This is a genomic window from Bacillus sp. FSL M8-0049, assembly GCF_038593355.1.
GTDB lineage: Bacteria > Bacillota > Bacilli > Bacillales > Bacillaceae > Bacillus > Bacillus safensis.
Window position 1 is genome coordinate 1,810,037 of record NZ_CP151986.1, and the last position, 25,053, is coordinate 1,835,089.

At 43.1% G+C, this 25,053-nt stretch carries 21 protein-coding genes; 4 read left to right on the forward strand and 17 right to left on the reverse strand.

The window, feature by feature from the left end:
* Positions 1–3: 3 nt before the first annotated feature.
* The 3 genes from NSU13_RS09240 to NSU13_RS09250 form a co-directional block, all read right to left on the reverse strand.
* Positions 4–1,419 (reverse strand): PTS fructose transporter subunit IIBC, encoded by a 1,416-nt coding sequence (locus tag NSU13_RS09240; protein WP_326483874.1) that lies wholly within the window; start codon positions 1,417–1,419, stop codon positions 4–6.
* A 13-nt stretch (positions 1,420–1,432) separates the two neighbouring features.
* Positions 1,433–2,347, reverse strand: coding sequence for a 1-phosphofructokinase (gene pfkB, locus NSU13_RS09245; protein WP_342490018.1), 915 nt, complete (start codon positions 2,345–2,347; stop codon positions 1,433–1,435).
* 130 nt (positions 2,348–2,477) lie between these two features.
* The gene (locus NSU13_RS09250) at positions 2,478–3,254 is read right to left on the reverse strand and encodes a MurR/RpiR family transcriptional regulator (RefSeq protein ID WP_034284000.1); all 777 of its coding nucleotides are present in this window, start codon (positions 3,252–3,254) and stop codon (positions 2,478–2,480) included.
* Positions 3,255–3,413: 159 nt separating this feature from the next.
* Here NSU13_RS09250 and NSU13_RS09255 point away from each other — a divergent pair, with 159 nt between their 5' ends.
* Positions 3,414–4,820 carry a phospholipase D family protein gene (locus tag NSU13_RS09255; protein ID WP_342490019.1) on the forward strand — a complete coding sequence of 469 codons (1,407 nt, stop codon included), beginning with the start codon at positions 3,414–3,416 and terminating at the stop codon, positions 4,818–4,820.
* Positions 4,821–4,828: 8 nt separating this feature from the next.
* Here NSU13_RS09255 and NSU13_RS09260 read toward each other — a convergent pair whose 3' ends face one another.
* From NSU13_RS09260 to NSU13_RS09270, 3 genes are read right to left on the reverse strand one after another with little or no spacing between them, the layout of a single operon-like run.
* A complete protein-coding gene (locus NSU13_RS09260; RefSeq protein WP_034284003.1) occupies positions 4,829–5,314 on the reverse strand; it encodes a DMT family transporter in 486 nt (161 codons plus the stop codon).
* A 21-nt stretch (positions 5,315–5,335) separates the two neighbouring features.
* Positions 5,336–6,016, reverse strand: a complete 681-nt coding sequence (locus tag NSU13_RS09265) for a cyclic nucleotide-binding domain-containing protein (RefSeq protein WP_041117620.1) — start codon at positions 6,014–6,016, stop codon at positions 5,336–5,338.
* Positions 6,017–6,029: 13 nt separating this feature from the next.
* Positions 6,030–6,455: a DMT family transporter gene (locus NSU13_RS09270; RefSeq protein WP_041109341.1), complete on the reverse strand. Its 426-nt coding sequence runs from the start codon at positions 6,453–6,455 to the stop codon at positions 6,030–6,032.
* A 212-nt stretch (positions 6,456–6,667) separates the two neighbouring features.
* Here NSU13_RS09270 and NSU13_RS09275 point away from each other — a divergent pair, with 212 nt between their 5' ends.
* A complete protein-coding gene (locus tag NSU13_RS09275; RefSeq protein ID WP_111927467.1) occupies positions 6,668–8,095 on the forward strand; it encodes an aldehyde dehydrogenase family protein in 1,428 nt (475 codons plus the stop codon).
* Positions 8,096–8,349: 254 nt separating this feature from the next.
* Here the strand turns inward: NSU13_RS09275 and NSU13_RS09280 are convergent, their stop codons facing one another.
* A complete protein-coding gene (locus NSU13_RS09280) occupies positions 8,350–9,009 on the reverse strand; it encodes a hypothetical protein (RefSeq protein ID WP_046311337.1) in 660 nt (219 codons plus the stop codon).
* 180 nt (positions 9,010–9,189) lie between these two features.
* On the opposite strand from NSU13_RS09280, the gene NSU13_RS09285 reads away from it, so the two are divergent.
* Positions 9,190–11,010, forward strand: coding sequence for an assimilatory sulfite reductase (NADPH) flavoprotein subunit (locus NSU13_RS09285; protein WP_342490020.1), 1,821 nt, complete (start codon positions 9,190–9,192; stop codon positions 11,008–11,010).
* A gap of 33 nt (positions 11,011–11,043) precedes the next feature.
* Entirely contained in the window at positions 11,044–12,762 is a 1,719-nt protein-coding gene (gene cysI, locus NSU13_RS09290) for an assimilatory sulfite reductase (NADPH) hemoprotein subunit (protein WP_342490021.1), read from the forward strand.
* A gap of 29 nt (positions 12,763–12,791) precedes the next feature.
* Here cysI and NSU13_RS09295 read toward each other — a convergent pair whose 3' ends face one another.
* The 10 genes from NSU13_RS09295 to NSU13_RS09340 all read right to left on the reverse strand — a co-directional run bounded on the left by NSU13_RS09295 (position 12,792) and on the right by NSU13_RS09340 (position 24,909).
* Positions 12,792–14,726 carry an AMP-binding protein gene (locus NSU13_RS09295; RefSeq protein ID WP_081124472.1) on the reverse strand — a complete coding sequence of 645 codons (1,935 nt, stop codon included), beginning with the start codon at positions 14,724–14,726 and terminating at the stop codon, positions 12,792–12,794.
* Positions 14,727–14,739: 13 nt separating this feature from the next.
* Complete coding sequence (locus NSU13_RS09300) at positions 14,740–16,263, reverse strand: acyl-CoA carboxylase subunit beta (protein WP_081124473.1); 1,524 nt, start codon at positions 16,261–16,263, stop codon at positions 14,740–14,742.
* A gap of 18 nt (positions 16,264–16,281) precedes the next feature.
* Positions 16,282–17,064: an enoyl-CoA hydratase gene (locus NSU13_RS09305; protein ID WP_070325911.1), complete on the reverse strand. Its 783-nt coding sequence runs from the start codon at positions 17,062–17,064 to the stop codon at positions 16,282–16,284.
* 12 nt (positions 17,065–17,076) lie between these two features.
* Positions 17,077–17,985 (reverse strand): hydroxymethylglutaryl-CoA lyase, encoded by a 909-nt coding sequence (locus NSU13_RS09310; protein WP_342490022.1) that lies wholly within the window; start codon positions 17,983–17,985, stop codon positions 17,077–17,079.
* Between the two features lie 11 nt (positions 17,986–17,996).
* Entirely contained in the window at positions 17,997–18,212 is a 216-nt protein-coding gene (locus tag NSU13_RS09315; RefSeq protein ID WP_034284022.1) for an acetyl-CoA carboxylase biotin carboxyl carrier protein subunit, read from the reverse strand.
* Positions 18,209–19,558, reverse strand: a complete 1,350-nt coding sequence (locus NSU13_RS09320) for an acetyl-CoA carboxylase biotin carboxylase subunit (RefSeq protein WP_120206908.1) — start codon at positions 19,556–19,558, stop codon at positions 18,209–18,211. The genes NSU13_RS09315 and NSU13_RS09320 overlap by 4 nt, the downstream gene beginning before the upstream one ends.
* 8 nt (positions 19,559–19,566) lie before the next feature.
* Positions 19,567–21,204 (reverse strand): AMP-binding protein, encoded by a 1,638-nt coding sequence (locus NSU13_RS09325; RefSeq protein ID WP_041117637.1) that lies wholly within the window; start codon positions 21,202–21,204, stop codon positions 19,567–19,569.
* Positions 21,205–21,246: 42 nt separating this feature from the next.
* The gene (locus NSU13_RS09330; RefSeq protein WP_034284029.1) at positions 21,247–22,389 is read right to left on the reverse strand and encodes an acyl-CoA dehydrogenase family protein; all 1,143 of its coding nucleotides are present in this window, start codon (positions 22,387–22,389) and stop codon (positions 21,247–21,249) included.
* Between the two features lie 147 nt (positions 22,390–22,536).
* Positions 22,537–24,078, reverse strand: coding sequence for a family 10 glycosylhydrolase (locus NSU13_RS09335; RefSeq protein ID WP_342490023.1), 1,542 nt, complete (start codon positions 24,076–24,078; stop codon positions 22,537–22,539).
* Positions 24,079–24,102: 24 nt separating this feature from the next.
* Positions 24,103–24,909: a tyrosine-protein phosphatase gene (locus tag NSU13_RS09340; RefSeq protein ID WP_034284033.1), complete on the reverse strand. Its 807-nt coding sequence runs from the start codon at positions 24,907–24,909 to the stop codon at positions 24,103–24,105.
* Positions 24,910–25,053: the final 144 nt, after the last annotated feature.

The window sequence follows — 25,053 nt, forward strand, 5'->3', positions numbered from 1 at the left end:
CTTTTAAACTGCTGGTTTGTCTATTTTTTTACGGTAAAGTCCGTAGAGAATCGCACCTACGAGTGATCCGATTAGTATGGAAAGCACCCATTGGAATGCACCTGTGACGACCGGAAGAACAAGGAACCCGCCATGCGGAGCTGGAACCTGTACGCCAAAGAGATACGTCAATATAGCAGAGATAGCCGAGCCAAACATGATAATTGGCAGGACAACGACCGGGTTTTTGGCCGCAAATGGGATGGCTCCTTCTGTAATATGTGTCGCTCCTAGAATATAGTTGATTGCCCCTGCATTTCGTTCTTGTGGCGTGAAATGTTTTCGGAAAATCGTTGTAGCAATCGCAATGATAAGCGGTGGTGTGATACATGCTGCTGACACACCTGCCATGAAGTAAAGGTTACCTTCTGCAAGTAAAGCCGTTCCTGTGACATAGGCTGCTTTGTTAAAAGGTCCTCCCATATCAAATCCACACATCGCTCCAACAATTAAGCCTAAAAGCAGAGGGTTTGTGGATTGTACAGATGAGAGAAAATCCATTAAGGAATTATTTAGCCCTGTGATTGGAACTAACAGCGGGGTCATGACAGCCCCGATTAAGAAAATACCGATGACAGGATAGATGAAGATCGATTTTAATCCATCAAGTGATGCTGGTAATTTTTGAAGCAAGAATTGAAGCAATAAAATGATATATCCTGCTGCAAAACCTGCAATAATACCGCCTAAGAATCCAGCACCTCCATCATTTGCAAGGAGACCCCCTATAAATCCGACGACCATCCCTGGGCGTCTAGCGATCGAATCAGCGATAAATGCTGCTAAAATTGGTACCATTAAGCTGAAGCCAAGTCCGCCAATGCTTTTCAAATAGGCAGCAAACGGATGATACGTTTCGTGCTTAGGATCAGCAGAGTAGATACCAAATAAGAAAGAAAGGGCAATTAAAACACCGCCTCCAACGACAAATGGCAGCATGTGTGATACACCGTTCATTAAGTGCTTATAAATGGTGTGTATCCATTTATTTGCCGACTTTTGTTGAGAGGATGAAGGAGCAGATGGTTTCTCTGTTCCAGAAGCTCTTCCTTTCACTTGATGAACGGGAGCATCTCCACTTATAATGCTCTGAATCAGCTCAGTAGGTGTGCGAATGCCTTTGGCTACAGGCACTTCAATGAGTGGTTTGCCGTGAAAACGATCTGTATGCACATCTTTGTCGGCTGCCACGATGACCCCATCTGCTTCCATAATGTCTTGATCAGTTAAAGCGTTTTCAATTCCTACTTGACCATGCGTTTCGACTTTAATGTCGACCCCTAGCTGCTCAGCAGCGATTTTTAATGCTTCAGCTGCCATGAATGTGTGTGCAATGCCTGTTGGACAGCCGGTTGCAGCGACAATTTTTTTACGGCTCATGTGTTATTCCCCCTTAGATCTTCTGAATGTGTACTTGCTCAATCAATGAATCAATATCATGTAAATCACTTAAGCCTTTTGAAAACGCAGTGGATGCTCCCGTTGCAATGCCGTAGCGTAAGCATTCTTCAGGTGAATGTCCTTCAAGATGTTTACTAAGAAAAGCTGCGAGCATCGCATCTCCAGAACAAGCTGTGTTTACGACAGTGCCTGTTGGTGCGTTTCCTTTAAACACTGCGTCCTTCGTAATGAATAAAGCCCCTTCCTCGCCTCGGGAAATAAGCACTTGTTCTGCACCCATCTCAATGAGTTTCTCTCCTGATTGAATGAGTTCTATTTCTGACAAAGGATGTGTTTTGCCGAAAAAAGCAGCAATTTCTTCTTCATTCGGTTTTAGTAAATACGGCTTGTATTGAAGCGTCTCAAGAACTGCTGCTGAGCTTGTGTCTAAAATGAACTTGACCTTCTGTTGATGGCAAATAGCTGCTACTTCTGAAAAAATGCTGGCAGGAACGCCTTTTGGCAGACTGCCTGACATGATGAGGATGCCTCCTTGCGGGATAGCCGCAATTTTCTCACGAAAGGCGTGAAGCGCATTTTCTTCAATCGTAGGGCCCTGATTCACGAGCTTGTATTCTTCTGTCGTATTGATAAAAACATTAATTCGTGTGATTCCTTCAACCGAGATAAATTCGGTCTGAATGGAGAGATCCTTTAAAGATTGTTCAATATAAGAGCCTGAAAACCCAGCGATAAATCCTAATGCAGTGCTGGTGAAGCCATATTTCTTTAGCATAATTGACACGTTCACGCCTTTTCCATTCGGCTGATAATCTTCATCTTCCGTCCGGTTGACTGCATTTGCCCGCATTTCTTTTAATGCAATATATAGGTCAATAGCAGGATTTAAGGTGCAGGTATAAATCAATTGGTTTCACCTTCTTTCTTTTCTCTAAAGAAAGTATCTCATACGATTCAGTGAAAATGTTTTCAGAATGTGTAAAGGTTTTCATGAGAAAAAGCCTTCCAGATCAAAGTCTCGAAGGCTTTCTTATTGGTTATTTCATTCGGATCACATAGGCGTCAAGTAAAATGCGGGCAATGACATGAAGAGACAGGCGGGATCTCACTTCATAATCTGGGAAGAAAGATTGTTCCCCTTTATATCCGACTAGTGTCATATCTGATATTTTGCTTAATGTAGAATCTATTCTTGTCGTAAGCGTAATAGTTGTGACTTGCTTCATGCTGAGGTTTTGACATGCTTCAACAAGCTCAGCTGTTTCGCCATTTAATGAAACAAAGATGGCAAGCTCACTTTTATCAATGTCTCGCGATTTCAGCCGAATGATATTCGGATCGTCGTGTACTTCACATGTTTTCCCGATGAGCTGTAATTTGATGGTCATCTCTTTGGCGATCATCTCTGAGAAGCCCCTGCCGAAAATATAAATTTTGTCTGCATTATGTATTTTTTGAACGGCATCTTCAATTTGTCCAATACTTTGCAGCTGTATCGTTTTTAAAACCTCTTCTTCATTTTTCCGAATTGCTAGTTTGATGTCTTCATCAATATTTTTGAGCTGGTCGCTTGCATCTGTCATTTTCTTTTCTTGTTTCAATCGATATTTAAAGGATGTATAGCCGTTATAGCCAATTTTTTTCATCAGTCTGACAATCGTGGCCGTTGATACATTGGCTCTTTCGCTTAAAGTGACAATGGATAAGGTGGAGATATCCTCTAAATGCTGGTGAATATAATTGAGTAAATATCGTTCTGTTTCACTTAACGTTTGATAAACATCACTTGGGATGTTAAATAATGATTCATTCAATTCGATTCCCCCTTATTCATTTCATACTATAATTAAATGCCCAATAAAAACAAGATGATTCTTTTGTCATGTATTTAGATAAAAGGCGAAAATGAGTGAAATTTTATTTTTGACATAAACTAAGGAAAAGTTGTGTCTATGTGAAAGGAGCTGATCCGTATGCTTCATCTTTTGTTTTTTCTGATCCTTCTCTATGTCGTTTATGTCTTTTTGACCGCATTTGTTTTGTTTTATTTACCGATCCAAAAAACATGCAAAGAACATTGTATCTATAAAGCCTCTTCGATCTCAGGAGACGATCAGGGCACAAATCAAGTGATGCTTCTTGACGATGGATTTGAGTCTGGTCAGGCCAGAATCCAAATGATTCGTGAGGCAAAGAGGATGATCCGCCTAAGTTATTATTCCATTCAAAAGGGAAAAACAGCCGAATGGGTACTAGGTGCTTTAATTGAAGCTGCTGATCGAGGGGTGAAAGTTCAGCTGCTTTTAGACGGCATCTGCCACAGTTTGCGTGGACCGCTGAAGCATTTACGATATGCCGTGGCAAATCACCCGAACATGGCCATTCGTTTTTATGAGCCCTTTCGGTTATTTAAGCCATGGACGTGGCATAACCGCCTTCATGATAAGCTGCTGCTGGCAGATGGCCGAGTGGCTGTGATGGGTGGAAGAAATATCGGTGATAAATACTTTGCAAATCAGCCCCCGAAAGACTTTGCATTTGACCGCGATGTGCTGCTTTATAACGACAAAAAAGGAAAAGTATTAGATGAAATGGAGCAATACTTCGTTTATTTATGGAATCATGACTTTACGAAAAGAACAAAGGCTGTGTTCTCCAAACAAAAAGCAAAGAAAGGCTTAAAACTAAGAAAGAAACTGCTTAGATCCTTTCAGGAGGCAGTGCATGCGAAAGAACCTTTTGTGATGTCGTCCTTTAATTGGGCAGCAGATGGCACCTCAGTAAAGCAGATTGCATTTTTTACAAATCCTGTGGAGCGCTTCAATAAGCGTCCTCTTGTGCTCAAAAAACTAAACGATCTAGCCCACCGGGCAAAGCGTTCTGTGCTCATACAGACGCCTTATGTCATCCCGACACGACCCATGAAAGACGGCCTCACTCCCTTAGACAGCGGGATCCAAACGACAGTTGTTACGAATTCTCTTACAGCGACGCCAAATCCGTTAGCTTTTGCAGGTTACTTAAGCACGAAAAAGGAACTGATGAAAACAGGCGTTCATTTGTACGAATATGAAGGCCCGTATTCCATTCATGCGAAATCAATGGTCATTGATGATTATTTAAGTATTATTGGCACATATAATTTAGATGCGAGGTCTAGTTTTTTAAATACAGAGTCAATTTTGGTCATTGATAGTGCCCCTTTTGCGCTATCACTTACTCAGGCAATAGAACGTAAAATTGCCTATAGTATACTTGTCGCGAAGGACAAAGCAGCCTATAAAGCGCAGTCCTATGGGCAGAAAAAAAAGCCTTTGATGAAAAGGCTCCTTTTAAATGGTTTATCCGCGATCACTGTTCTATGGCGGCGGTTGATCTAAAGGGCAGCTTACTCTTGTGGCAGCCCTTTTTCTTCTGATTGATCTTCTTCTGCTGACTCCAATTTGGTCAATTTAAACACTAGGATCCCCGCAACAATCACAATGACACCTAGTAGTTTTGCGGGAGAAAATTCCACTTTCTCTAACCCAAGCCAGCCAAGCGAATCGAACAAAAGCGCAGAACCGAGCTGTGAAATCAGGACAATCGAGATTCCATAAGTCGGACCAAGACGTTTGATACTTTGAACGAGGCAGATGACCACCCCTACTCCAATGGCTCCGCTCATCCAGTACCACGCTTCCATATGTCTTAATTGAAACATGCCGGTTCCTTCTAGCAAAAGACCCATCAAAAGTGAAGCAATAAAGCCCATACCTAGAACGAGAGTGGTCGTTGACCAAGAGCCTGTCTGCTCATTGACCTTACTGTTAAAAATGGTTTGTAAGCTGACGAGTGCGCCAGCCGTGATGGCTAATCCTATTCCTATAATCATGTCTGAATCCCTTCATTTCTTCTATTCATAAATGTTTCGCTCCGCTATTTCTAAGAGTCCTTCCCGGTCAAGAATCGTAATCTTCCCTCTTCGCCTCTCTATCAGCCCTTTTTCACAAAATTGCTGAATCACCCGGTTAATATGACGGTAGCTTGTACCAATTAAGCTCGCCGCATCAGTAAGACGAAGTGCGCTCGCGCTGTTATCCCCTGTTAACACAGACAATAAGTAGCTTGCAAGCCTGACCTCTACAGGATATAAAAGGTGGAAACTCAAATCGTTTGATTTCGTATAAAATTTGTTTGTGATGCCCTTTAGTAAAAAGGTTAACACGCGGGGGTCATCCTTCGCATGGCGCATGAGCGCTTGATGAGAAATCCTTAGCATATGTACTTCTGTGACAGCCTCCACTGTATTGACCATATCAGTCTGCTGAACGTATTCAATATCTCCAATCGCTTCAAGAGGATGTTTAAAACAAAGAATAAAGGTCTTCCCTTCTTTTGTGGTGGTGAAAATCTTTAATTTTCCTTTTACTAACAAGTACAAGTGCTCCCTCTGATCTCCCTTTGAACAAATCAGCTCACCTTGCTCATAGCGCCATAAGCTGACGTGTGATATGAGTTTCTGATGAAAGACGGTTTCTAATTCATGTGCCTTGAGATAAGAGGAAAATAGAGATTCATCATGAAGCTCCTCCATCTGACGTCCTCCTTTATAGCTTTAAAATGATGACGCCTGCGATCATCAATAGAATTCCTGCATAATGCGGCCATTTCATTTTCTTCTTCTGTACACCAAACCATCCTTTTGCATCGATTGCAAAGGTAAAAGCAAGCTGTGCAATGAGTAAAGCAGCAATGGTCAGTGTGACACCGATCATTTGAATTGCAGTGACTTCATTGAAAATAATAATGGCTGCAAATGCACCGCCTACTAAATAAAGCGGCTGCACCTTTCGATATTCCCTGAAGTGTCCGTCACGTACGATCAGTAAAATGATCAGTGCAATAATAAAACCGGTCAGCTGCGTGATGGTTGCCGCCTGCCATGTCCCGATATCCTGGCTGATTCTTGCGTTTGCTACGCCTTGCAGTGTAATACAAGCGCCTCCTAATAAAGCGAAAATAACACCTTTCATTCGTTCAAATGCTCCTTCTTTTTTCAGTCTAGTTCCATTAAATGATAGATGCCCTGATGTTGAAAAGGACATATGTCCCACTTTGCGTATTATATCAGAAACTTTTTCTTTTGCAGTTTCATCGTTTTAGATTTTTCACAGTGGGTACAGTTTTATATCACCTGAAAACAGAATATTGAATGGAATCACATATAAAAAGGAGACATGTCAGAATGAGAAATCAAGAGAAACATTTTATTAACGGAGAATGGATCGCATCAACAGGAAACGAAACGACGGAAGTCATCAATCCTGCTACAGAGGAAGTCATTGGCACCATTAGTTTAGGAACAAAAGAAGATTTAGATAAGGCAGTCAAAGCTGCTCGTGCCGCCTTTCCTTCTTTCTCAAAAACATCTCGAAATGAACGCGTAAAGATGCTGGAAAACATTGTGCGCGGTTACGAAAAGCGTAAGGATGAACTGATAGAAGTCATGACACAAGAGCTTGGCGCACCACTGAAAGTATCAGAAGAGGTTCATTACAAAATGGGATATGAACATTTTTCTAAAGCAGCGGAAGCACTTAAATCGTATACATTTACTGAGGACCGCGGCGGACACACCATTATAAAAGAAGCGATTGGTGTCAGCGGATTGATTACACCTTGGAATTTCCCAACAAATCAAACATCACTTAAAATCGCGGGTGCCATTGCAGCAGGCTCACCAGTTGTCTTAAAGCCTGCGGAAATTACACCTTTTGCCGCAATGATTCTTGCAGACATCATTGATGAAGCTGGCGTACCGAAAGGCGTCTTCAACCTAGTTAACGGAACTGGTGATGTCATTGGTGACGGCATTAGCTCACACCCTGATATTGACTTTGTTTCATTTACAGGATCAGGCGCTGTCGGCTCTAAAATAATGGAAAATGCTGCAGACAATATTAAGAAAGTGGCTCTTGAGCTCGGCGGGAAATCCCCTCTTATCGTCTTAGATGATGCAGATGTGGATGAGGCAGCCGAAACAGCCGTTCATCATATTGCGATGAATACAGGTCAAGTGTGTTCCGCAGCTACACGTGTGCTGATTCCTGAATCAATGAAAGACGCATTTGAAAAAGCGCTGCTGAATGCTCTGCCGAAGTTTACAGTTGGTGATCCGCGAGAAGATCACGCCACTGGTCCGCTTGTCTCCAAAAAGCAATGGGATACCGTGCAGTCTTATATTGAAAAAGGAATTGAAGAAGGTGCTCACCTGCTTGCTGGGGGAACTGGTAAGCCGGACGGACTAGACAAAGGATATTTCGCCAAGCATACTATTTTCACAAATGTGAAAAATGATATGACCATTGCGCAAGAGGAAATATTCGGACCCGTCATGAGTGTGATCACATATAAGGACCTTGATCATGCCCTTGAGATTGCCAATGATACAGTGTATGGCCTTGCTGGCTATGTGGTTGGAAAAGATGAAAAAACATTAAAATATGTAGCTGAACATATTCGTGCCGGTCAAATTACCATCAACAATGCCGAAACAGATTACTTTGCCCCGTTTGGCGGCTTTAAGCAATCTGGTATTGGAAGAGAATGGGGAGACTTCGGGATCGAGGAATATTTAGAAGTGAAAGCTGTGATGGGACTTCCAACAGCATAATTTGAGAAAGGAGAAAAACCTTAGGGTTTTTCTCCTTTTTCTTGATAGAAAGAATCTGCCCCTGCTCCCCTACTTATCCATCATGATGTGATATTTTTTGACCGTTGCTTTAGGAGGAAACGATTCTTGTAACTCATCAAACCAAACCTCAATCGTTTGACCCTGTGACAGCTCTTTAGAATCTACTTTTGTTAAATCAGAACATAAAAAAGTGATTGGGGTTTAAAGTGGTGCCTATAATAATGATCGTGAACTCACTTTTCCACTAATCCCAAAATTACTTTAACCTCTTTAATATGATCTAATTCATAGAACATAAAAAATTCAGCTTCTTTTCGATTTGGAGATTTCATTAAAATCTCGAAACGGTCAGAATAATGAACACAAGAAATTACCTTCCAATTCATAGCTCTTCTCTTTTGCATTTGTTTATAATCCTCTTGAAATTTTTCCTCTCGTTTTAATTTCATGTCATATATTTCATCAATTAAATTGAAAAGTTTATTTGTTTTGGAAACATCAATTCTTCTACTGAGAAGAACAATAAAAACACAAAACAATATACTTAAAGCGATATTCAGATAAGTATCCATTATATTTATTGAAATTTCATCGAAAGCATTTTGCAATTTCGAATCGTTAGTTTTGTGCTTTTTAGTAATAAAATCTAATCCATAGTTAAAATATGAATTAAAGTAAGAGTTCAAAAATAAAAATGCTGGCACAATTGTTATTGTTATAATAGAAGCTTTTGTGGAAAAGTTGGCAGCTCTCTCGTATTTATCTTTCGCATAAATTCGAAGATCTGCAATTTGTCTCAGATTTAATTTTTCTAGTTCCTGTCTTTGGATAGATACATTTTTTATTAATTTAAACTTAACTTTTGGATCTTCCAAATCTCTAATAATACTCATATTTCCTCCTTGACAGAATAAATTAATTTCACCTTGCAAAGGTATTAGAAATCTTAATCATGACAATCAATATTATATATTTTACTTAATGGCAAACTTTCGGTAAAGTTCAAATTGAACCTATATATATAATTCCTATCGAATTAATCTATGTTTATATTCCTTGTGAGGTGGATATCGTTGCAACTTCATGTATTGAACAGTCCGTTTAGTCAGGAGCAGGCAGAACTGCTTAATCAGCTGCTTCCGACTTTAACAGATCAGCAAAAAATTTGGCTTACCGGTTATTTATCAGCACAGGCAGCTTTAACCGGATTAGAAAATACTGCCCAAACCCCTTCTCCTTCTGCTGCAGCACCAGCGCAGCCTGTCAGTAAAGATGTGACCGTGCTTTATGGCTCGCAAACAGGCAATTCTGAAGGGTTAGCAAAAAAGACAGCGCAGCATCTTGAAGAGAAAGGTTTTCAAGTGACGCTCTCTTCTATGTCAGATTTTAAACCAAATAGTCTGAAAAAAATAAACAATTTACTAATTATCGTCAGCACACATGGCGAGGGAGATCCGCCTGATAATGCCCTTTCTTTCCATGAATATGTTCACGGCAGACGGGCACCAAAGCTTGATCATTTAAGCTTTTCTGTCCTATCACTTGGTGACAGCTCTTACGAATTCTTCTGTCAAACAGGTAAAGAATTTGATGAGCGCTTAAAAGAGCTTGGCGGAACGCGTCTTTTCGATCGAGTGGACTGTGATCTTGATTATGATGAGCCGTTTTCTGATTGGCTTCAAGGGGTGGCATCTTCACTTAGCGAAGGCGGAGCCGCAGCAGCCCCGCAGGAATCAGCGGAAGCAAACACTCAAACAGCTGCATCTGAATACTCAAGAACAAATCCTTTTTATGCTGAAGTGCTTGAAAATATCAACCTAAATGGCCGCGGTTCTAACAAAGAAACCCGTCATTTGGAGCTTTCTCTTGAAGGTTCAGGACTTGTTTATGAGCCGGGTGACAGCCTTGGTATTTATCCAACAAATGATCCAGCGCTTGTTGATGAACTGATCAAAGCATGCGGATGGGATGCAGAGGAAGCCGTAACCGTTCATAAAAACGGCGACACGCTTCCTTTAAAGGAAGCACTCACCTCTCATTTTGAGATTACTGTCTTAACAAAACCTCTTCTTCAAAAGATGGCGTCCTTTACAAAGAGCGAAGCCTTGCAGGCCCTTTTAGAAGAAGGAAACGAAGAAAAGCTGAAAGCATATATAGCAGGAAGAGATTTAGTAGATGCTGCTCGTGATTTCGGTCCTTTTGAAGGAACAGCGGCAGACTTCACTGCCATTTTAAGAAAAATTCCGGCACGCCTTTATTCCATTGCAAGCAGCCTTAAAGCAAATGAAGAAGAAGTTCATTTGACGATCGGTGCTGTGAGATATGATGCTCACGGAAGAGAACGTCAAGGTGTCTGCTCAATCTTATGTGCGGAGCGCTTAGAGCCAGGTGATAAGCTGCCTGTTTATATTCAGCACAATCAAAACTTTAAGCTTCCTGAAAACCCTGAAGCACCGATCATTATGGTAGGACCAGGCACAGGCATCGCCCCTTTTCGTTCCTTTATGCAGGAGTGCGAGGAAGTCGGTGCAGACGGAAAGTCATGGTTGTTCTTCGGTGATCAGCACTTTGTGACGGATTTCTTATATCAAACCGAATGGCAAAAGTGGTTAAAAGATGGTGTGTTAACGAAAATGGATGTGGCTTTTTCAAGAGATTCAGAGGAAAAAGTATATGTCCAGCATCAAATGAAGAAACAAAGTAAAGAATTATTCGAATGGCTGGAGCAAGGTGCCTATGTATATGTCTGCGGAGATGAAAAACATATGGCGCATGATGTTCATGATACCCTTCTATCAATCATCCAAGAAGAAGGTGCGATGAGCAAAGAGAAAGCTGAAAGCTATCTAGCCAACTTGCAGCAGCAAAAACGCTATCAGCGTGACGTATATTGATTGAATGCTTGAAAGAAAGGAGCTTTTACTTACATGGTGAAGACAGCATTAACAGCGCCGGATGGACCTCCGAGCGACGTAGAGGAAATCAAAGAAAAAAGTGATTATTTACGGGGTACTTTAAAAGAAGTGATGCTTGATCCGATTTCAGCGGGTATCCCTGATGATGACAACCGCCTGATGAAGCATCACGGCAGTTATTTACAGGATGATCGTGACCTGAGAAATGAACGGCAAAAACAAAAGCTTGAGCCTGCCTATCAATTTATGCTGCGCGTCCGCCTGCCTGGCGGAATTGCTACATCTAAGCAGTGGCTTGTGATGGATGAGCTTGCTCATCAATACGGAAACGGTACGTTAAAGCTGACAACTCGTGAAACCTTTCAGCTTCACGGTATTTTAAAATGGAACATGAAAAAAACCATTCAAGACATCCATTCCACTATGCTTGATACGATCGCTGCTTGCGGCGATGTGAACCGTAATGTCATGTGTACATCAAACCCCTATCAATCAGAAGTACACCATGATGTATACGAGCTCGCCAAAAAATTAAGTGATGACCTGCTTCCGCAAACAAGAGCGTATCATGAAATTTGGCTTGATGAGGAAAAGGTAGCGGCAACGCCTGATACAGAGGTTGAGCCGATGTATGGTCCGCTTTATTTGCCAAGAAAATTCAAGATTGGTGTGGCAGTCCCTCCTGCTAACGATATTGATGTGTTTTCGCAGGATTTAGGCTTCATTGCGATTATTGAAAATGATCAATTAGTCGGCTTTAATGTCGCGATTGGCGGCGGAATGGGCATGACTCATGGTGATACAGCGACCTATCCTCAGCTTGCAAAAGTAATTGGCTTTTGTACACCGGAACAAGTTGTAGAGATTGCCAAACAAGTGATCACCATTCAGCGTGACTATGGAAACCGTTCGGTGAGAAAAAATGCCCGCTTTAAATATACAGTGGACCGCCTCGGTCTTGAGAATGTAAAAGAAGAGCTTGAGCGCCGCCTTGGATTTACCCTATTAGATGCAAAAGATTATCACTTCGATCATAACGGTGACCGCTATGGCTGGGTAAAAGGCATCAATGGCAGATGGCATTATACGATGTTTGTAGAAGGCGGACGCATCACGGATTACGATGACTACCCGCTGATGACAGGCATTCGTGAAATCGCAAAGATTCATACAGGTGACTTCCGCTTAACAGCGAATCAAAATTTGATCATTGGAAACGTCACATCTCACAAAAAGAAACAAATCGAGCAGCTCATTCAGGAGTTTGGTTTGTCAGATGGACAGCAGCACTCTGCACTGCGCCGCAGTTCAATGGCCTGTGTTGCTCTTCCGACATGCGGCTTAGCAATGGCAGAGGCAGAACGCTACCTCCCGCGCTTGATTGACAAAATTGAAGAGATTGTCGAAGAAAATGGCTTAAGTGATAAAGAAATCACGATTCGTATGACTGGATGTCCAAATGGATGCGCCCGTCATGCGCTTGGTGAAATTGGCTTTATCGGGAAATCACCTGGTAAATACAACATGTATCTTGGCGCTGCGTTTGATGGCAGCAGATTAAGTAAACTGTACCGAGAAAACGTAGGAGAAGAAGACATTTTAAACGAGCTTGGCTCTCTACTCCCCCGCTATGCAAAAGAACGCGAGGAGCATGAACATTTCGGTGATTTTGTGATTCGGGCAGGTATTGTAAAAGAAACAACAGATGGCACGAATTTTCATGTGCAATAAAAAAGACAGGACGCTCTCCTGTCTTTTTTTTATGGATTTTGTTTTCTTTTCAAGTATTCGCAAATGCTGTTATACACATCAGGATTATCTAGAGACGAAAGATCTGGTGAATGCTGCTGTTCATAAGCTCCTTTTAATAAACGACGGACGATTTTTCCGTTTCTTGTTTTCGGTAAAGCTGAAATGAGATGAATTTCCTTTGGTGTGAGCGCTTTTCCCGCATATGAACCAACATGTATTTTGAGCTCTTGAATGAATGCTGCTTCTTCGAAAGACTGTGAACTTGCCACAATGAAACAAACTAGTGCTTCTCCCTTCACCTTATCCTTTACTCCAATCACAGCAGCCTCATGTACGGCTGGATGCCCGACAAGAATGGATTCAATTTCAGCTGGACCAATGCGTTTACCAGCTGTATTAATGACATCATCCGATCTGCCCGTGATATGGAATGCGCCATCCTCTGATTGCATCACCCAATCACCGTGCGTCCACACCCCATCAAATCGTTTAAAATAGGTGTCTTCATATCGCTTCGGATCTTTCCAAAACCCACATGTCATGCCGACCCACGGCTTTTTCACAACAAGCTCTCCTACTTCATTCAGGACGCTCTCTCCTGCCTCATTATACACATCTGCCGCCATTCCTAAGATTGCCGCATTAAAAAGGATCGGTTTGATTGGGCGAAGCAGCGTACTTCCTACAATTCCGCCAGAAACCTCTGTTCCCCCTGAGTAATTTAAGATCGGAATGTGCTTTTGACCAATGGTGTCAAAAAGCCATTGCCATGGTGCTTCATTCCACGGTTCACCTGTAGAAATGATGGCTTTGACATGCGGCAGCTCAATGTCTGAAAGGTTTTGCTGCATCGCAGATCGAACAAAAGTAGGTGAAAGTCCAAAATGGGTGACTTTTTGCTCGTGGATGAATGACCAAAGGTGCTGTTCATCTGGATAATCGGGTGCGCCGTCATATAAAACAATTGCAGCTCCATTGATCAAGCCGCCAAAGACGAGAAAGGGCCCCATCATCCATCCCATGTCTGTGAGCCAAAACAAACGGTCTCCTTTTGCAACGTCCATACAAAGACCGGCATCAAAAGCCGCTTTTACAGGAAAGCCTGCGTGTGTATGAACAGCCCCTTTGGGTGTACCGGTTGTTCCAGACGTGTATAAGATCATAAGGGGATCTTCATTTGAAAGATAAGTCGTTTCACTCATTGGTTCTTCTTTTAACAAATCGTTTAGCTGAATATCCTCTTTATATCCAGTAGGAGAGGAAGCATGTACAATGACTGTTTGGACAGTCTTGGTTTTGTCGATTGCTTCTGCCGCACATTCACGCATGTTGATCGTCTTTCCCCGGCGCGTCACGCTCGAGCCTGTGACGACAATGGTTGCACCGGAAGCACGAATACGTACGGCTAGAGGCTCGCTTCCATAGCCGGAAAAGACTGGGCTAAAGATGACACCAATCTTTGCAAAGGCAAGCATGACAGCAGCCGTTTCCGGAAGCATCGGCATATAAATGACTGCCACATCCCCTTTTTGAATCCCCTTCTTCAAAAAACCAGCAGCGAGACGATTGACATTTTCCTGAAGTTCGAGGAACGTCCATCTTCTCTCTTCGCCCGCTTCATTTCTCCAAATCACGGCTGGTTGATGCTGGGTTTCTTCATTCTCTGCCCATTTGTCAACAGCCGTTTCGACCACGTTGAGCCGGCCGCCTTTATACCAATTGGGCCACATGAATGAATCTTGGCCTAATGCGGCTTCATACGGCTCCTTCCACACGATGCCGACCGCCTTTTCGGCTTCTCTCCAAAACCAATCGGTGCGCTCGATACTAGCTTGATAGAACGCATCATAAGTAGAAAAACCAAGTGAATGCATCCATTTGTAAAGGCGTGTTTGTTTCATCATCTGCTCTTCGGGTATCCACGCTGGTTTTAGGTTCATCATGAGGCCGCCCCCTTTAGACCGGATAAACCGGGTGTTTTCGTCTTGTAAATGTCATCTCTTTAGAGGTATAGGCTTGTAATCTATGACAAAGCTCATCTCGCAAATGGTCAAATGGGATGACACCATCGACAATCATTTCAGAGGCAAGCTCATATATATTCATATCTTCCTGGTATTCCTTGCGCTTCTCTTGAATAAATGCTGCTCTTTCCTCAGCAGGCAGTTCGGCAATTTTATTCGCATAGACAGCATTTACAGCGGCTTCTGGCCCCATGACAGCAATTTGCGCAGATGGAAGAGCGAGACAGCAGTCCGGTTCAAAGGCTGGACCTGCCATTGCATATAAACCTGCACCGTATGCTTTACGAACAATGACGGATATTTTCGGAACTGTTGCCTCCGACATGGCGGAAATCATTTTCGCCCCGTGCCTGATAATGCCTGCTTGTTCCACTTTTGTTCCGATCATAAACCCCGGTATATCGGCAAGGAAAAGGAGTGGAATATGAAAGGCGTCACATAGCTGAATAAACTTGGCGGCTTTGTCGGCTGAATCGTGGAATAAAACGCCGCCTTTTACCCTCGGCTGGTTGGCAATAAGACCGACAGGCTGACCATTCATGCGGCCAAAGCCTGTGATCAATTCTGCGGCAAACAGTTTTTTGATTTCAAAAAATGATCCTTCATCAATGAGTAAATCAATGAGCTGATACATATCAAAAGGGGTATTCTGCCCCTTAGGGATAAGGTCTTGGATGGTGATCTCTGATGGTTTAGGTGCGATTGCGGCTGCCCGTTTTGGTTTTTCTGTATAGTTGGCAGGCATGTAAGTTAAATAAGTGCGGGCGATTTGAATGGCCTCTTCCTCTGTTTTTGCTAAAATATCGCCGCATCCAGAAATGCTGCAATGCATTTTTGCCCCGCCCATTTCTTCAAGTGATACTTTCTCTCCAATCACCATTTCGGCCATTCGCGGTGAGCCTAAGTACATTGAGGCATTCCCTTCGACCATGACGACGATGTCACAAAAAGCAGGAATGTAAGCACCTCCGGCTGCCGAAGGACCAAATAGTAAACAAATTTGCGGAATACGTCCAGACAGCTTCACCTGGTTATAAAAAATGCGGCCTGCACCCCTTCTGCCTGGAAACATGGCGATTTGATCGGTGATTCTAGCACCCGCAGAGTCAACTAAATACAGCATTGGGCAGTTGAGCTTTTCGGCTGATTCCTGGATTCTAATGATTTTTTCTACCGTTTTGACGCCCCATGATCCTGCTTTGACGGTAGAATCATTTGCCATGACACAAACAGTCTGCCCATTCATCCGCCCTGTCCCTGTGATAACACCATCTGCTGGTAAATGTTCATTTTGACACTCGGCAAACATGGCATCCTCAATGAAAGAATCCTCATCTAATAACAACTGGAGGCGGTCACGGACAAACAATTTTCCTTTTTCTTTGTTTTTTTGATGGTATCGGTCTGCCCCGCCTTTCAGAATCTGCTGTTTTTTCAGTTCATATTCTTCGATCATACCCATTCCCCTTTCTTGCTACCTGCCTCTGTATTGAGGCGTTCGTTTTTCTTGGAAGGCTTGAAGACCTTCCGTTCGATCTTCTGTCTCAATGAGCCGTAGATAGGCTTCGTATTCCTTTGTCAAACCTGTATGCAAATCGTGATCAAGGCTTGATTGAATCGCTTGTTTCGCTTCTTTTAAGGCAAGCGGGCCATTTTTGATGATTTGTTGTGCAAGAGAGATGGCATCGTTCATGAGGGAATCTGCTAAAGAGATATGCTCAATGAGCCCAATTTGAATGGCTTCTTCTGCTTGTAATGATGCGCCTGTGAAAATAAGTTCTTTTGCTTTACCGAGTCCAATGAGGCGCGGAAGCCGCTGCGTCCCTCCGGCTCCTGGTATGATAGCTAGTCCTGTTTCTGGCAGGCCGAGTCTGGCTCCGGCTCGTGCGATGCGGAGATCACAAGCGAGCGCGAGCTCAAGTCCTCCGCCAAGTGCGTGTCCGTTCATCACTGCAATGACAGGTACAGGAATGGATTCAATCTCGATAAACGTTTGCTGAATCGAAAGAACAGCTCCTTTTGCTTCTGCTTCTGTCATCAATCGTCGTTCTTTTAAATCTGCTCCAGCGCAAAAGACTTTTGAACCGGCTCCTGTAATGAGAAGACAGCGAATGCTTTCATCATGTTTGATTTCTTGAATGATTTGATTGATCTCCTCCAGCATCGGAGCAGATAGGGAATTCGCTTGTTCTGGCCTGTTTAAGGTCATGATGCCGATCTGTTCATCTTGTATCGAAAAATGGACCAATGATGTCATGTTATTCATCCTTTATGAAGTAGTCTGAGAGTGAAAAGCGCGTAAACAGTGACTAGGAAGGGTTCGATCTACTTTTGCTTCAATCCATTCTGCCGCTTTAATTAATGCAGGTAGGTGAATATTTGTCTCAATTCCTAGTTTTTGAAGCATATGCACCACATCTTCTGTCGCCACATTTCCGCTGGAACCAGGTGCATAGGGACATCCGCCCAGCCCGCCGCTGGAGGAGTCAAATATGGTAATCCCTGCTTTTAATGCCGTATAAATATTGGCAAGAGCCATCCCCTTCGTATCATGAAAATGAAGAGCGATTTTATCAGCAGGAAAACGTTCAAGTAAAATGTCTAAGCGCCTTTCTACTTGAAGCGGATGGGCTTCACCGATGGTGTCACCGAGAGATATTTCATCAATGTCATAAGAAAGCAAAATATCCGTTAACCGAAGGACTTGATCCATTGGCACTTGTTTTTCATACGGGCAGCCAAACACAGTGGAAATATACGCGCGCGTGTTTTTTCCTGCTGCTTTTAAATCAGCTGTCATTTGTTTGATAACAGGAAGTGTTTCATGGATGGATTGATTCATATTTTTCTTGTTATGTGTTTCACTCGAAGAGATAAACATAGCGCCTGTGTCAAGATTGGCTTCAAAAAAATGAGCTAAGCCTTTTTCATTGGGAATGAGTGCTGCATAGGTGATGTCGTCTTTTTTGTTAAAGGATTGGGTGAGTTCTTTGGCATCTTTTAAGGCTGGAACCCATTTGGGATGAACAAATGATGTGACTTCAATATAAGGGAGCTGGGCTGCTGCGAGCAGGTCAATCCACGTTCGCTTCTCGCCTGTGTCCAGCCAGACTGATTCATTTTGCAGTCCGTCCCGCGGGCCGACCTCCCTGATAATCACACTCTTTGGTAATGTCATCTGGCTCCCTCCTATTCTGTCAGTTCTAGAAGAACCTCTCCTTCATCGACAAACTCTCCCTCTGCCTTATGCACTTTGCTGATGGTTCCGGTCTCTTCAGCAACGATCGGAATCTCCATTTTCATTGATTCTAAGATGGCAACCTCCTGTCCTTTTTGCACTTCATCGCCTTGTTTCACAAGAAGCTTCCATAAGTTTCCGGCCATTTGAATTGTGACAGTTTTCATGAACGGTTTCCCTCCCTTTTTTTCATGAGAAAATCGGTTGTGATGCTGCCTTGTAAGAAAGCAGAAGATCCGGCCATTTCCCTTAAAAGAGGTAAGTTGGTTTTGATCCCTTCTATTTCATATGCTTGTAGTGCCTCTTTTAATCGTTCTATTGCAAGTTTTCGCGTATCACCGTAAACGATCATTTTCGCCATCATTGGATCGTAAAAAGGGGTAATGAGGCTTCCATTTGTCACACTTGACTCATGACGGATATACGGAGCTTCAGGTGTGGAGAGCCGAGTGATTGTTCCTGGTGATGGATAAAAGGTGACGGGATCTTCCGCATAAATTCTAACCTCGATGGCATGACCGATTTGATGAATATCCTCCTGATTAAAGGAAAGCGGCTCACGTGCAGCGATTTTCAGCTGCTCCTCGACAAGGTCAATGCCTGTAATTTCTTCTGTGACAGGATGCTCTACTTGTAATCTCGTGTTCATTTCTAGGAAATAAAATTGTTGATGCTGATCGACTAAACATTCAATCGTTCCTGCATTTTCATACCCAATCGCTTTGGCTGCTTTGACGGCCATCTCCCCCATTTGATGTCTCACCGATTCATCGAGACAGGCGGCTGGTGCTTCTTCAATGATTTTTTGATGTCTTCGCTGGAGTGAACAGTCGCGCTCAAATAAGTGGACCCCATGGCCGAAGGAATCAAAAAGGACCTGAATTTCAATGTGACGCGCGTTTTCAATGACCTTTTCCATATACAGCGTCCCATCGTTGAAAAAGCTTTGCGCTCTTTTTTGATTCCCTTCAAAAGCCCTGTACAGCTCATCGTCATTTTGCACGAGCTGCATGCCAATTCCTCCGCCCCCGCTTGATGCCTTGAGCATGATCGGATAACCGAGTGACTGCGCTTGACTGACCCCTTCTTCTGCATCATGCAGCGGAGCTGAAACGCCTGGTACAATGGGGATACCTGCTTGAGCCATCGTTTTTCTTGCTTCAATTTTATTCCCCATTCGCTGAATGACTTGTGCGGATGGGCCAATAAAGGCGATTCCTTCGCTGCGGCAGCGTTCTGCAAAGTCTGCATTTTCTGATAAGAGGCCATATCCTGGGTGGATGGCATCTGTATTTGTCTGTTTGGCTGCCCTAATGATTGCTTCCATGTTTAAATAGCTTTCAGATACTTTCGCGCCTCCAATCGGATAGGCGCTGTCTGCTTCTTGCACATGAAGTGCATGTTGATCTGCTTCTGAATAAACGGCGACGGTGTAGATCCCGAGCCTTTTACACGTTCGAATAATTCGCCTGGCAATTTCGCCTCGATTTGCAATCAGTACTTTTTGAAACATCGCTGCCTTCACTCCTTTATTAGATCAAGCGCCTGCTTTTTCAGACGAAATTTTTGAATCTTCCCTGATGCAGTCATTGGATACTCGTCAGTGATGAAAAAATATTTAGGAATTTTGTAGCGTGCCATTTGCGACTGACAATAGCTGGTGAGTGTCTCAATCGTCACCGCCCTGCCTTGCTTGAGCCGAATGAATGCGGCGGCTTCTTCTCCATACGTCTCGTCAGGTATACCAACGACCTGTGCATCAAGAATGTCCGGATGAGTATAAAGAACGTCCTCAATCTCTTTTGGGTATACATTTTCCCCGCCTCTAATGATCATATCTTTCAGCCGTCCTGTGATTTTCACATAGCCGTCCTCATCCATCTCTGCTAAATCACCCGTATGAAGCCAGCCGTCCTGATCAATCACTTCATTTGTGGCTTCTTCATTTTTATAGTAGCCTTTCATCACATGATAACCTCTTGTACACAGCTCTCCTTGTTCTCCTCTTGGTACTTCCTCCGGTGTGCCTGGAACGGTGATTTTCACTTCGATGTGAGGAAGCGCCCGGCCGACCGTTTGAACCCGCCTTTCAAATGAATCATCCGTTCTTGTTTGGGTAATGACAGGAGAGCTTTCGGTCTGTCCGTAGGCAATCGTGAGCTCCTTCAATCCCATTTGTTCAATGACGGCCTTCATCACATGAGATGGGCAAAGAGATCCTGCCATAATGCCCGTTCGTAATGTGGACAGATCGTATTGGTGAAAATTCGGATGGTCGAGCTCTGCAATGAACATTGTCGGGACGCCGTGAAGGACGGTGCACTTCTCTTTTTCTACGGTTTGAAGAACTCGCTCTGGGTGGAAGGATTCAATTGGAATGATCGTTCCTCCTTTTGTGAGACAAGCAAGCACGCCAAGAACGGATCCAAAGCAATGAAAGAAAGGAACAGGGATACACATTCGATCCTTTTGGGTAAGCTTCATACAATCTGCGATTTGGCTGGCATTGCAGACAATGTTTGTATGGCTGAGCATGACTCCTTTTGGATAGCCGGTTGTGCCTGAAGTATATTGCATATTAATGACATCATCAGGCGCAAGCTCATCCATTCGTTTCTCCCACTCATGATCCTCTGTTCTTTTAGCAGCTGCTTGAATACTATCCCAGCTGCGCATGCCCTTTGGCGTGTGCTCGCCAATATAGACGACACTTTTTAAATAAGGAAAAGATGAGGATGTGATCTCACCTTGATGAGCGTTTTGAAACTCCGGTATAAGTTCTTCAAGCATTTTGACATAGGATGTCTCTTTAAACCCGTCTACGATAAACAGCATGCTGCTATCAGAGTGCTTGAGTAAATAAGCGAGTTCTTGTGATTGAAAGTTTGTATTTACGGTGACGAGAACGGCTCCAATCGACGCGCAGGCGAATTGCAGCATGAGCCATTCGGGTACATTGGGCGCCATGATGGCGATATGATCGCCTTTTTGAACACCTAATGCCATAAGACCTTTCCCGGTTTCCTTGACTTCTCGATAAAACGCTTCATATGAAAAACGTAAGGAACGTTCTGGATACACAATGGCTTCATGTGCTGGATGCTGCTCCATTTTCCCTTTTAATAAGGAACCGATCGTTTGTGGATGAATCGACATCATGGCTTTCCTCCTCCATTGATGGTAAGCGTTTTCATTATCGGATTACGCTAACAGTTGTCTTGCGATGACTAGACGCTGAATTTCAGAGGTCCCTTCTCCAATTTCCATTAGCTTCGCATCTCTCACAAGTCGTTCTACACCACATTCTTTCATGTAGCCTGTTCCCCCGTGAATTTGAACAGCATCAAGACTTGCTTTTGTCGCCATTTCAGAAGCGAAAAGCTTGGCATAGGCAGCTTCTTTTGTAAACGGCTTGCCGTGATCTTTCAGCCAAGCGGCTTTCCAAACCATTTGTCTGGCGAGCTCTATTTGCATCGCCATATCTGCCAGCTTAAACTGAATCGCTTGGAAGGAAGAAAGGGTCTGCCCAAATTGCTTTCTTTCTTTTGCATGCGAGAGCGAAGCATCTAGTGCAGCTTGTGCGATACCAACTGATAACGCAGCAATTGAAATGCGTCCCCCGTCTAATGTATATAAAAATTGCTTAAAGCCTTTCGCTGGGTCTCCTAAAATATTCTGGGCGGGTACACGTACACTGTCTAAAATGATTTCTGCTGTATCTGATCCGCGCACACCCATTTTGTCATATGGATTTGTAATGGACAGCCCTTTTTGCCCTTTCTCCACAATGAAGGCGGAGATGATTGGGCGGCCGTTTTCATCATAATCCGAGACAGCAGTGACGATAATGGTTCTGGCAAAATTGGCGTTTGTGATCCAGCATTTCTCCCCGCTGATGACATATTCTTGTCCGTCTTTGACCGCTTTTGTTTTTGTCCCTTTTGCATCTGACCCTGCATTTGGTTCTGTTAATCCAAAGGAACCGAGTGCTGTTCCAGATGCCAGCGGGACAAGATGATCCATCTTTTGCTCCTCTGTACCGAAATAATAAAGCGGGCTTGCGCCTAAGGAAACGGCTGCAGCATAGCTAAGACCTGTACTACCGCACTGTTTGCCGATTTCTTCTACAGCCAGTGCATATGATATCGTATCTCCACCTGAGCCTCCGTATTTCTCTGGAAAGGGGATGCCCATAAAGCCGAGCTCCCCCATTTTTTGAAACGTTTTGACTGGGAATACGGCCTGTTCATCAATGGTTTGAGCGAGTGGTGCAATTTCTGCTTTGGCGAAATCTTTGACCATCTGGCGGATCATTTGTTGTTCTTTCGTTAATTCAAAATCCATCTTGTTTCCCCCTTTGGCTCTTTTCTATCATATTTATTAATCAAGCAGCTGCTTCATGCCAAGCTTGATTGAATTCAGAAAATTAAAACAAAAATAATAGAAAAAAAGCATGATTGAAGAAAAATCCTCAATCATGCTTTTTTTCTATTATTTCACTATTTTTGTAGAAGGCTTGCTTTCGTGATGAAGACGATTAAGAGCCGTAATCTTGTAAGTATCCATTTTCTTTTGATTGACTGGGAGGTCTTTAATCGTTGTTATGGTTCCTTTTTCTTTTCTAACCGTTTGCAGCAATTCATATGTTCCTTTATTTGTTAATCGATAGACTGCATAATAGGATACGGTAGAATGCGGATCATTTTTGATTTGTAAAGCCGCACCATCCGATGTCTTTTTCACAGATTGAATGATTGGTTTTTTAGGTGCTTTCTGATGAAGCCAAGGCATTTCTGGAATGAGAGCTGGTTTGCGGTATGACTCTTCTATCAATCGATCCTTTACATTCAAAGGGTTGCGATTGATATCCTTCAGGCTGAAATGCATGCTTCCCTGCACGAGCTGTGACTGCCTGTTCAGCTCAATCTGCCTAAAATATTCTTCCGGGTCAGACCAAGCAGGATCACTGTTTTGATTAATTTTATATGCCGCCTGACCGATGTACAGATGAACAGGCTCCCCTTTCACCTCATTTGACCACCATTTCGTCAGCACATCATAAGCGGCAGCTTGAAAGCCGATGCTCCAGTAAATTTGCGGAGTGACATAATCAATATCGTGCTGCTGAATCCACTCTCTTGTATCAGCATACAAATCATCGTAGTTGGTCATACCTGCTGTTGTGTTTGAACCAGTCGGGTCATCTTTTATGTTGCGCCATACACCGAATGGACTAATACCAAATTTCACATAAGGTTTTTCTTTCTTAATGGTGTCATTGATTTGCTTCACGAGCTGGTTCACATTATCTCTTCGCCAATCTTCTATATGTGTAAATGCTTTTTTTCCATATGTTTCATACGTTTCTTGATCTGGAAACGGGACACCAGCTATTTTATTAGGGTAAAAATAATCATCCATATGCACCGCATCAATATCGTAGTTTTTCACAACTTCTTCTATGCCGCCTACAATGAAGTCCTGAGCCTCAGGAATGCCTGGGTTGTAATAAAGCTGATTACCATATGCAATCGTCCAATCAGGATGCTCTCTTGCAGGGTGATCGGCTGACAAACGGCTGAGATCAGTATGATTCATTGTGATTCGATAAGGGTTAAACCAAGCGTGAAATTCAAGGCCGCGTTTATGAGCTTCTTCTATCATAAACTCAAGCGGATCATACCCAGGATCTTTCCCTTGTGTTCCAGTCAAATATTCTGACCACGGCCCGTATGCTGAAGGATAAAAGGCATCTGCTGTTGGTTTAATTTGCATAATGACGGCATTCATATTCATCGCTTTGATCTCATCTAACAAACGAATGAACTCTTGTTTCTGCTCTGCTACGGGCAGCCCCTTCTTTGAGGGCCAATCTAAGTTATAAACCGATGCAATCCATACCGCGCGCATCTCTCTTGTGCTCTCAAGCTTTCCTTTTGGCACTGGGCGAGCAGCTAGACTGCTAGAAGGAATCAATAAAAATACAAACATCAACATCAGTGTTAAAACTGTCATACTGATCTTTTTCAGCATGTTTTGCATCACCTCACCTTAAGTTTATTCCGCTTTTTGTGATGGAATGCCAGCAGATGGTGTAAGCAGAATGTTTTTCATTTCATTGAGCTGAGCTTCAGGGACTTTGCAGGCTTCAATTAAATACTGCTCTGCACTCCCGTATGTCTCCAGCATTTCGTGCAGCACATCTTCAAGATAATCTTGCTGCACACCGACAAGCGGCTGAATTTGTTCTTTTGACACCCGGTATAAACTCATCAATCGGACAAATCGTTCCTGCCTTCTGACGAGCATTTGCACGCCTTCATTGGAACGCATATATTCACTTAAAACGACAGCCAGCGGTACACCTGCTGTTAACTGAATCAGGGCAGATAAAAAACCTGTACGGTCCTTGCCACTCGTGCAGTGAAGCATCAGCGGGTAATGGCTTTGATCTGAAAGCAGTGTGAACAGCTGCCGAATCTCTTCTTTACGCTCTGTCAGCATGCTTTGATATAACTCTTTCATGATCGGTGTAAATGAGAGAGACTTCCCTTCTGTTACCAGCATACGAAACATGGTCCATTTACTCGGCATCTTACTGTCAGGCTGCATCGGAATATGAACGATTTTGTCGTGTTCCTTGATCTTTGCTGGATGTGATTTACGTTCTGAGGCTGTACGGAGGTCACAAACGGTTTGAATTCCGAGTGCTGAGAATATCTCGATGTCTTGTTTCGTCAAACGGGATAAGTCTGCGGATCGATAAATCATTCCCTTTTTGATCACCATCCCATCTGTTGTTTGAAGTCCCCCTACTTCTCTAAAATTCGCAAGCTTTGAAAATGGGTTGTTTGATTGATTCATAGAAGTGAAAGTTCCTTTCTGGTTTCTTTCTTTTTTCTATCATACGCTTTTATATCAAAGGAGAAAAGAGAATCAATTGGCCTAATCCCAGTAAGAGAATTTATTGGTATAATGGAAAAAGGACATTCGGATTGATTGGAGATA

Excerpts from the sequence above, each read along its gene's own strand:
- NSU13_RS09255 (WP_342490019.1), top strand. The coding sequence starts at position 3,414 with ATGCTTCATCTTTTGTTTTTTCTGATCCTTCTCTATGTCGTTTATGTC.
- NSU13_RS09300 (WP_081124473.1), bottom strand. The coding sequence starts at position 16,263 with ATGATCGAAGAATATGAACTGAAAAAACAGCAGATTCTGAAAGGCGGG.
- NSU13_RS09275 (WP_111927467.1), top strand. The coding sequence starts at position 6,668 with ATGAGAAATCAAGAGAAACATTTTATTAACGGAGAATGGATCGCATCA.
- NSU13_RS09270 (WP_041109341.1), bottom strand. The coding sequence starts at position 6,455 with ATGAAAGGTGTTATTTTCGCTTTATTAGGAGGCGCTTGTATTACACTG.
- cysI (WP_342490021.1), top strand. The coding sequence starts at position 11,044 with ATGGTGAAGACAGCATTAACAGCGCCGGATGGACCTCCGAGCGACGTA.
- NSU13_RS09260 (WP_034284003.1), bottom strand. The coding sequence starts at position 5,314 with ATGATTATAGGAATAGGATTAGCCATCACGGCTGGCGCACTCGTCAGC.
- NSU13_RS09310 (WP_342490022.1), bottom strand. The coding sequence starts at position 17,985 with ATGACATTACCAAAGAGTGTGATTATCAGGGAGGTCGGCCCGCGGGAC.
- NSU13_RS09335 (WP_342490023.1), bottom strand. The coding sequence starts at position 24,078 with ATGCTGAAAAAGATCAGTATGACAGTTTTAACACTGATGTTGATGTTT.
- NSU13_RS09240 (WP_326483874.1), bottom strand. The coding sequence starts at position 1,419 with ATGAGCCGTAAAAAAATTGTCGCTGCAACCGGCTGTCCAACAGGCATT.
- NSU13_RS09305 (WP_070325911.1), bottom strand. The coding sequence starts at position 17,064 with ATGACATCATTGGTCCATTTTTCGATACAAGATGAACAGATCGGCATC.
- NSU13_RS09280 (WP_046311337.1), bottom strand. The coding sequence starts at position 9,009 with ATGAGTATTATTAGAGATTTGGAAGATCCAAAAGTTAAGTTTAAATTA.
- NSU13_RS09320 (WP_120206908.1), bottom strand. The coding sequence starts at position 19,558 with ATGTTTCAAAAAGTACTGATTGCAAATCGAGGCGAAATTGCCAGGCGA.
- NSU13_RS09330 (WP_034284029.1), bottom strand. The coding sequence starts at position 22,389 with ATGGATTTTGAATTAACGAAAGAACAACAAATGATCCGCCAGATGGTC.
- NSU13_RS09295 (WP_081124472.1), bottom strand. The coding sequence starts at position 14,726 with ATGATGAACCTAAAACCAGCGTGGATACCCGAAGAGCAGATGATGAAA.
- NSU13_RS09340 (WP_034284033.1), bottom strand. The coding sequence starts at position 24,909 with ATGAATCAATCAAACAACCCATTTTCAAAGCTTGCGAATTTTAGAGAA.
- NSU13_RS09265 (WP_041117620.1), bottom strand. The coding sequence starts at position 6,016 with ATGGAGGAGCTTCATGATGAATCTCTATTTTCCTCTTATCTCAAGGCA.
- NSU13_RS09325 (WP_041117637.1), bottom strand. The coding sequence starts at position 21,204 with ATGATGTCGATTCATCCACAAACGATCGGTTCCTTATTAAAAGGGAAA.
- NSU13_RS09315 (WP_034284022.1), bottom strand. The coding sequence starts at position 18,212 with ATGAAAACTGTCACAATTCAAATGGCCGGAAACTTATGGAAGCTTCTT.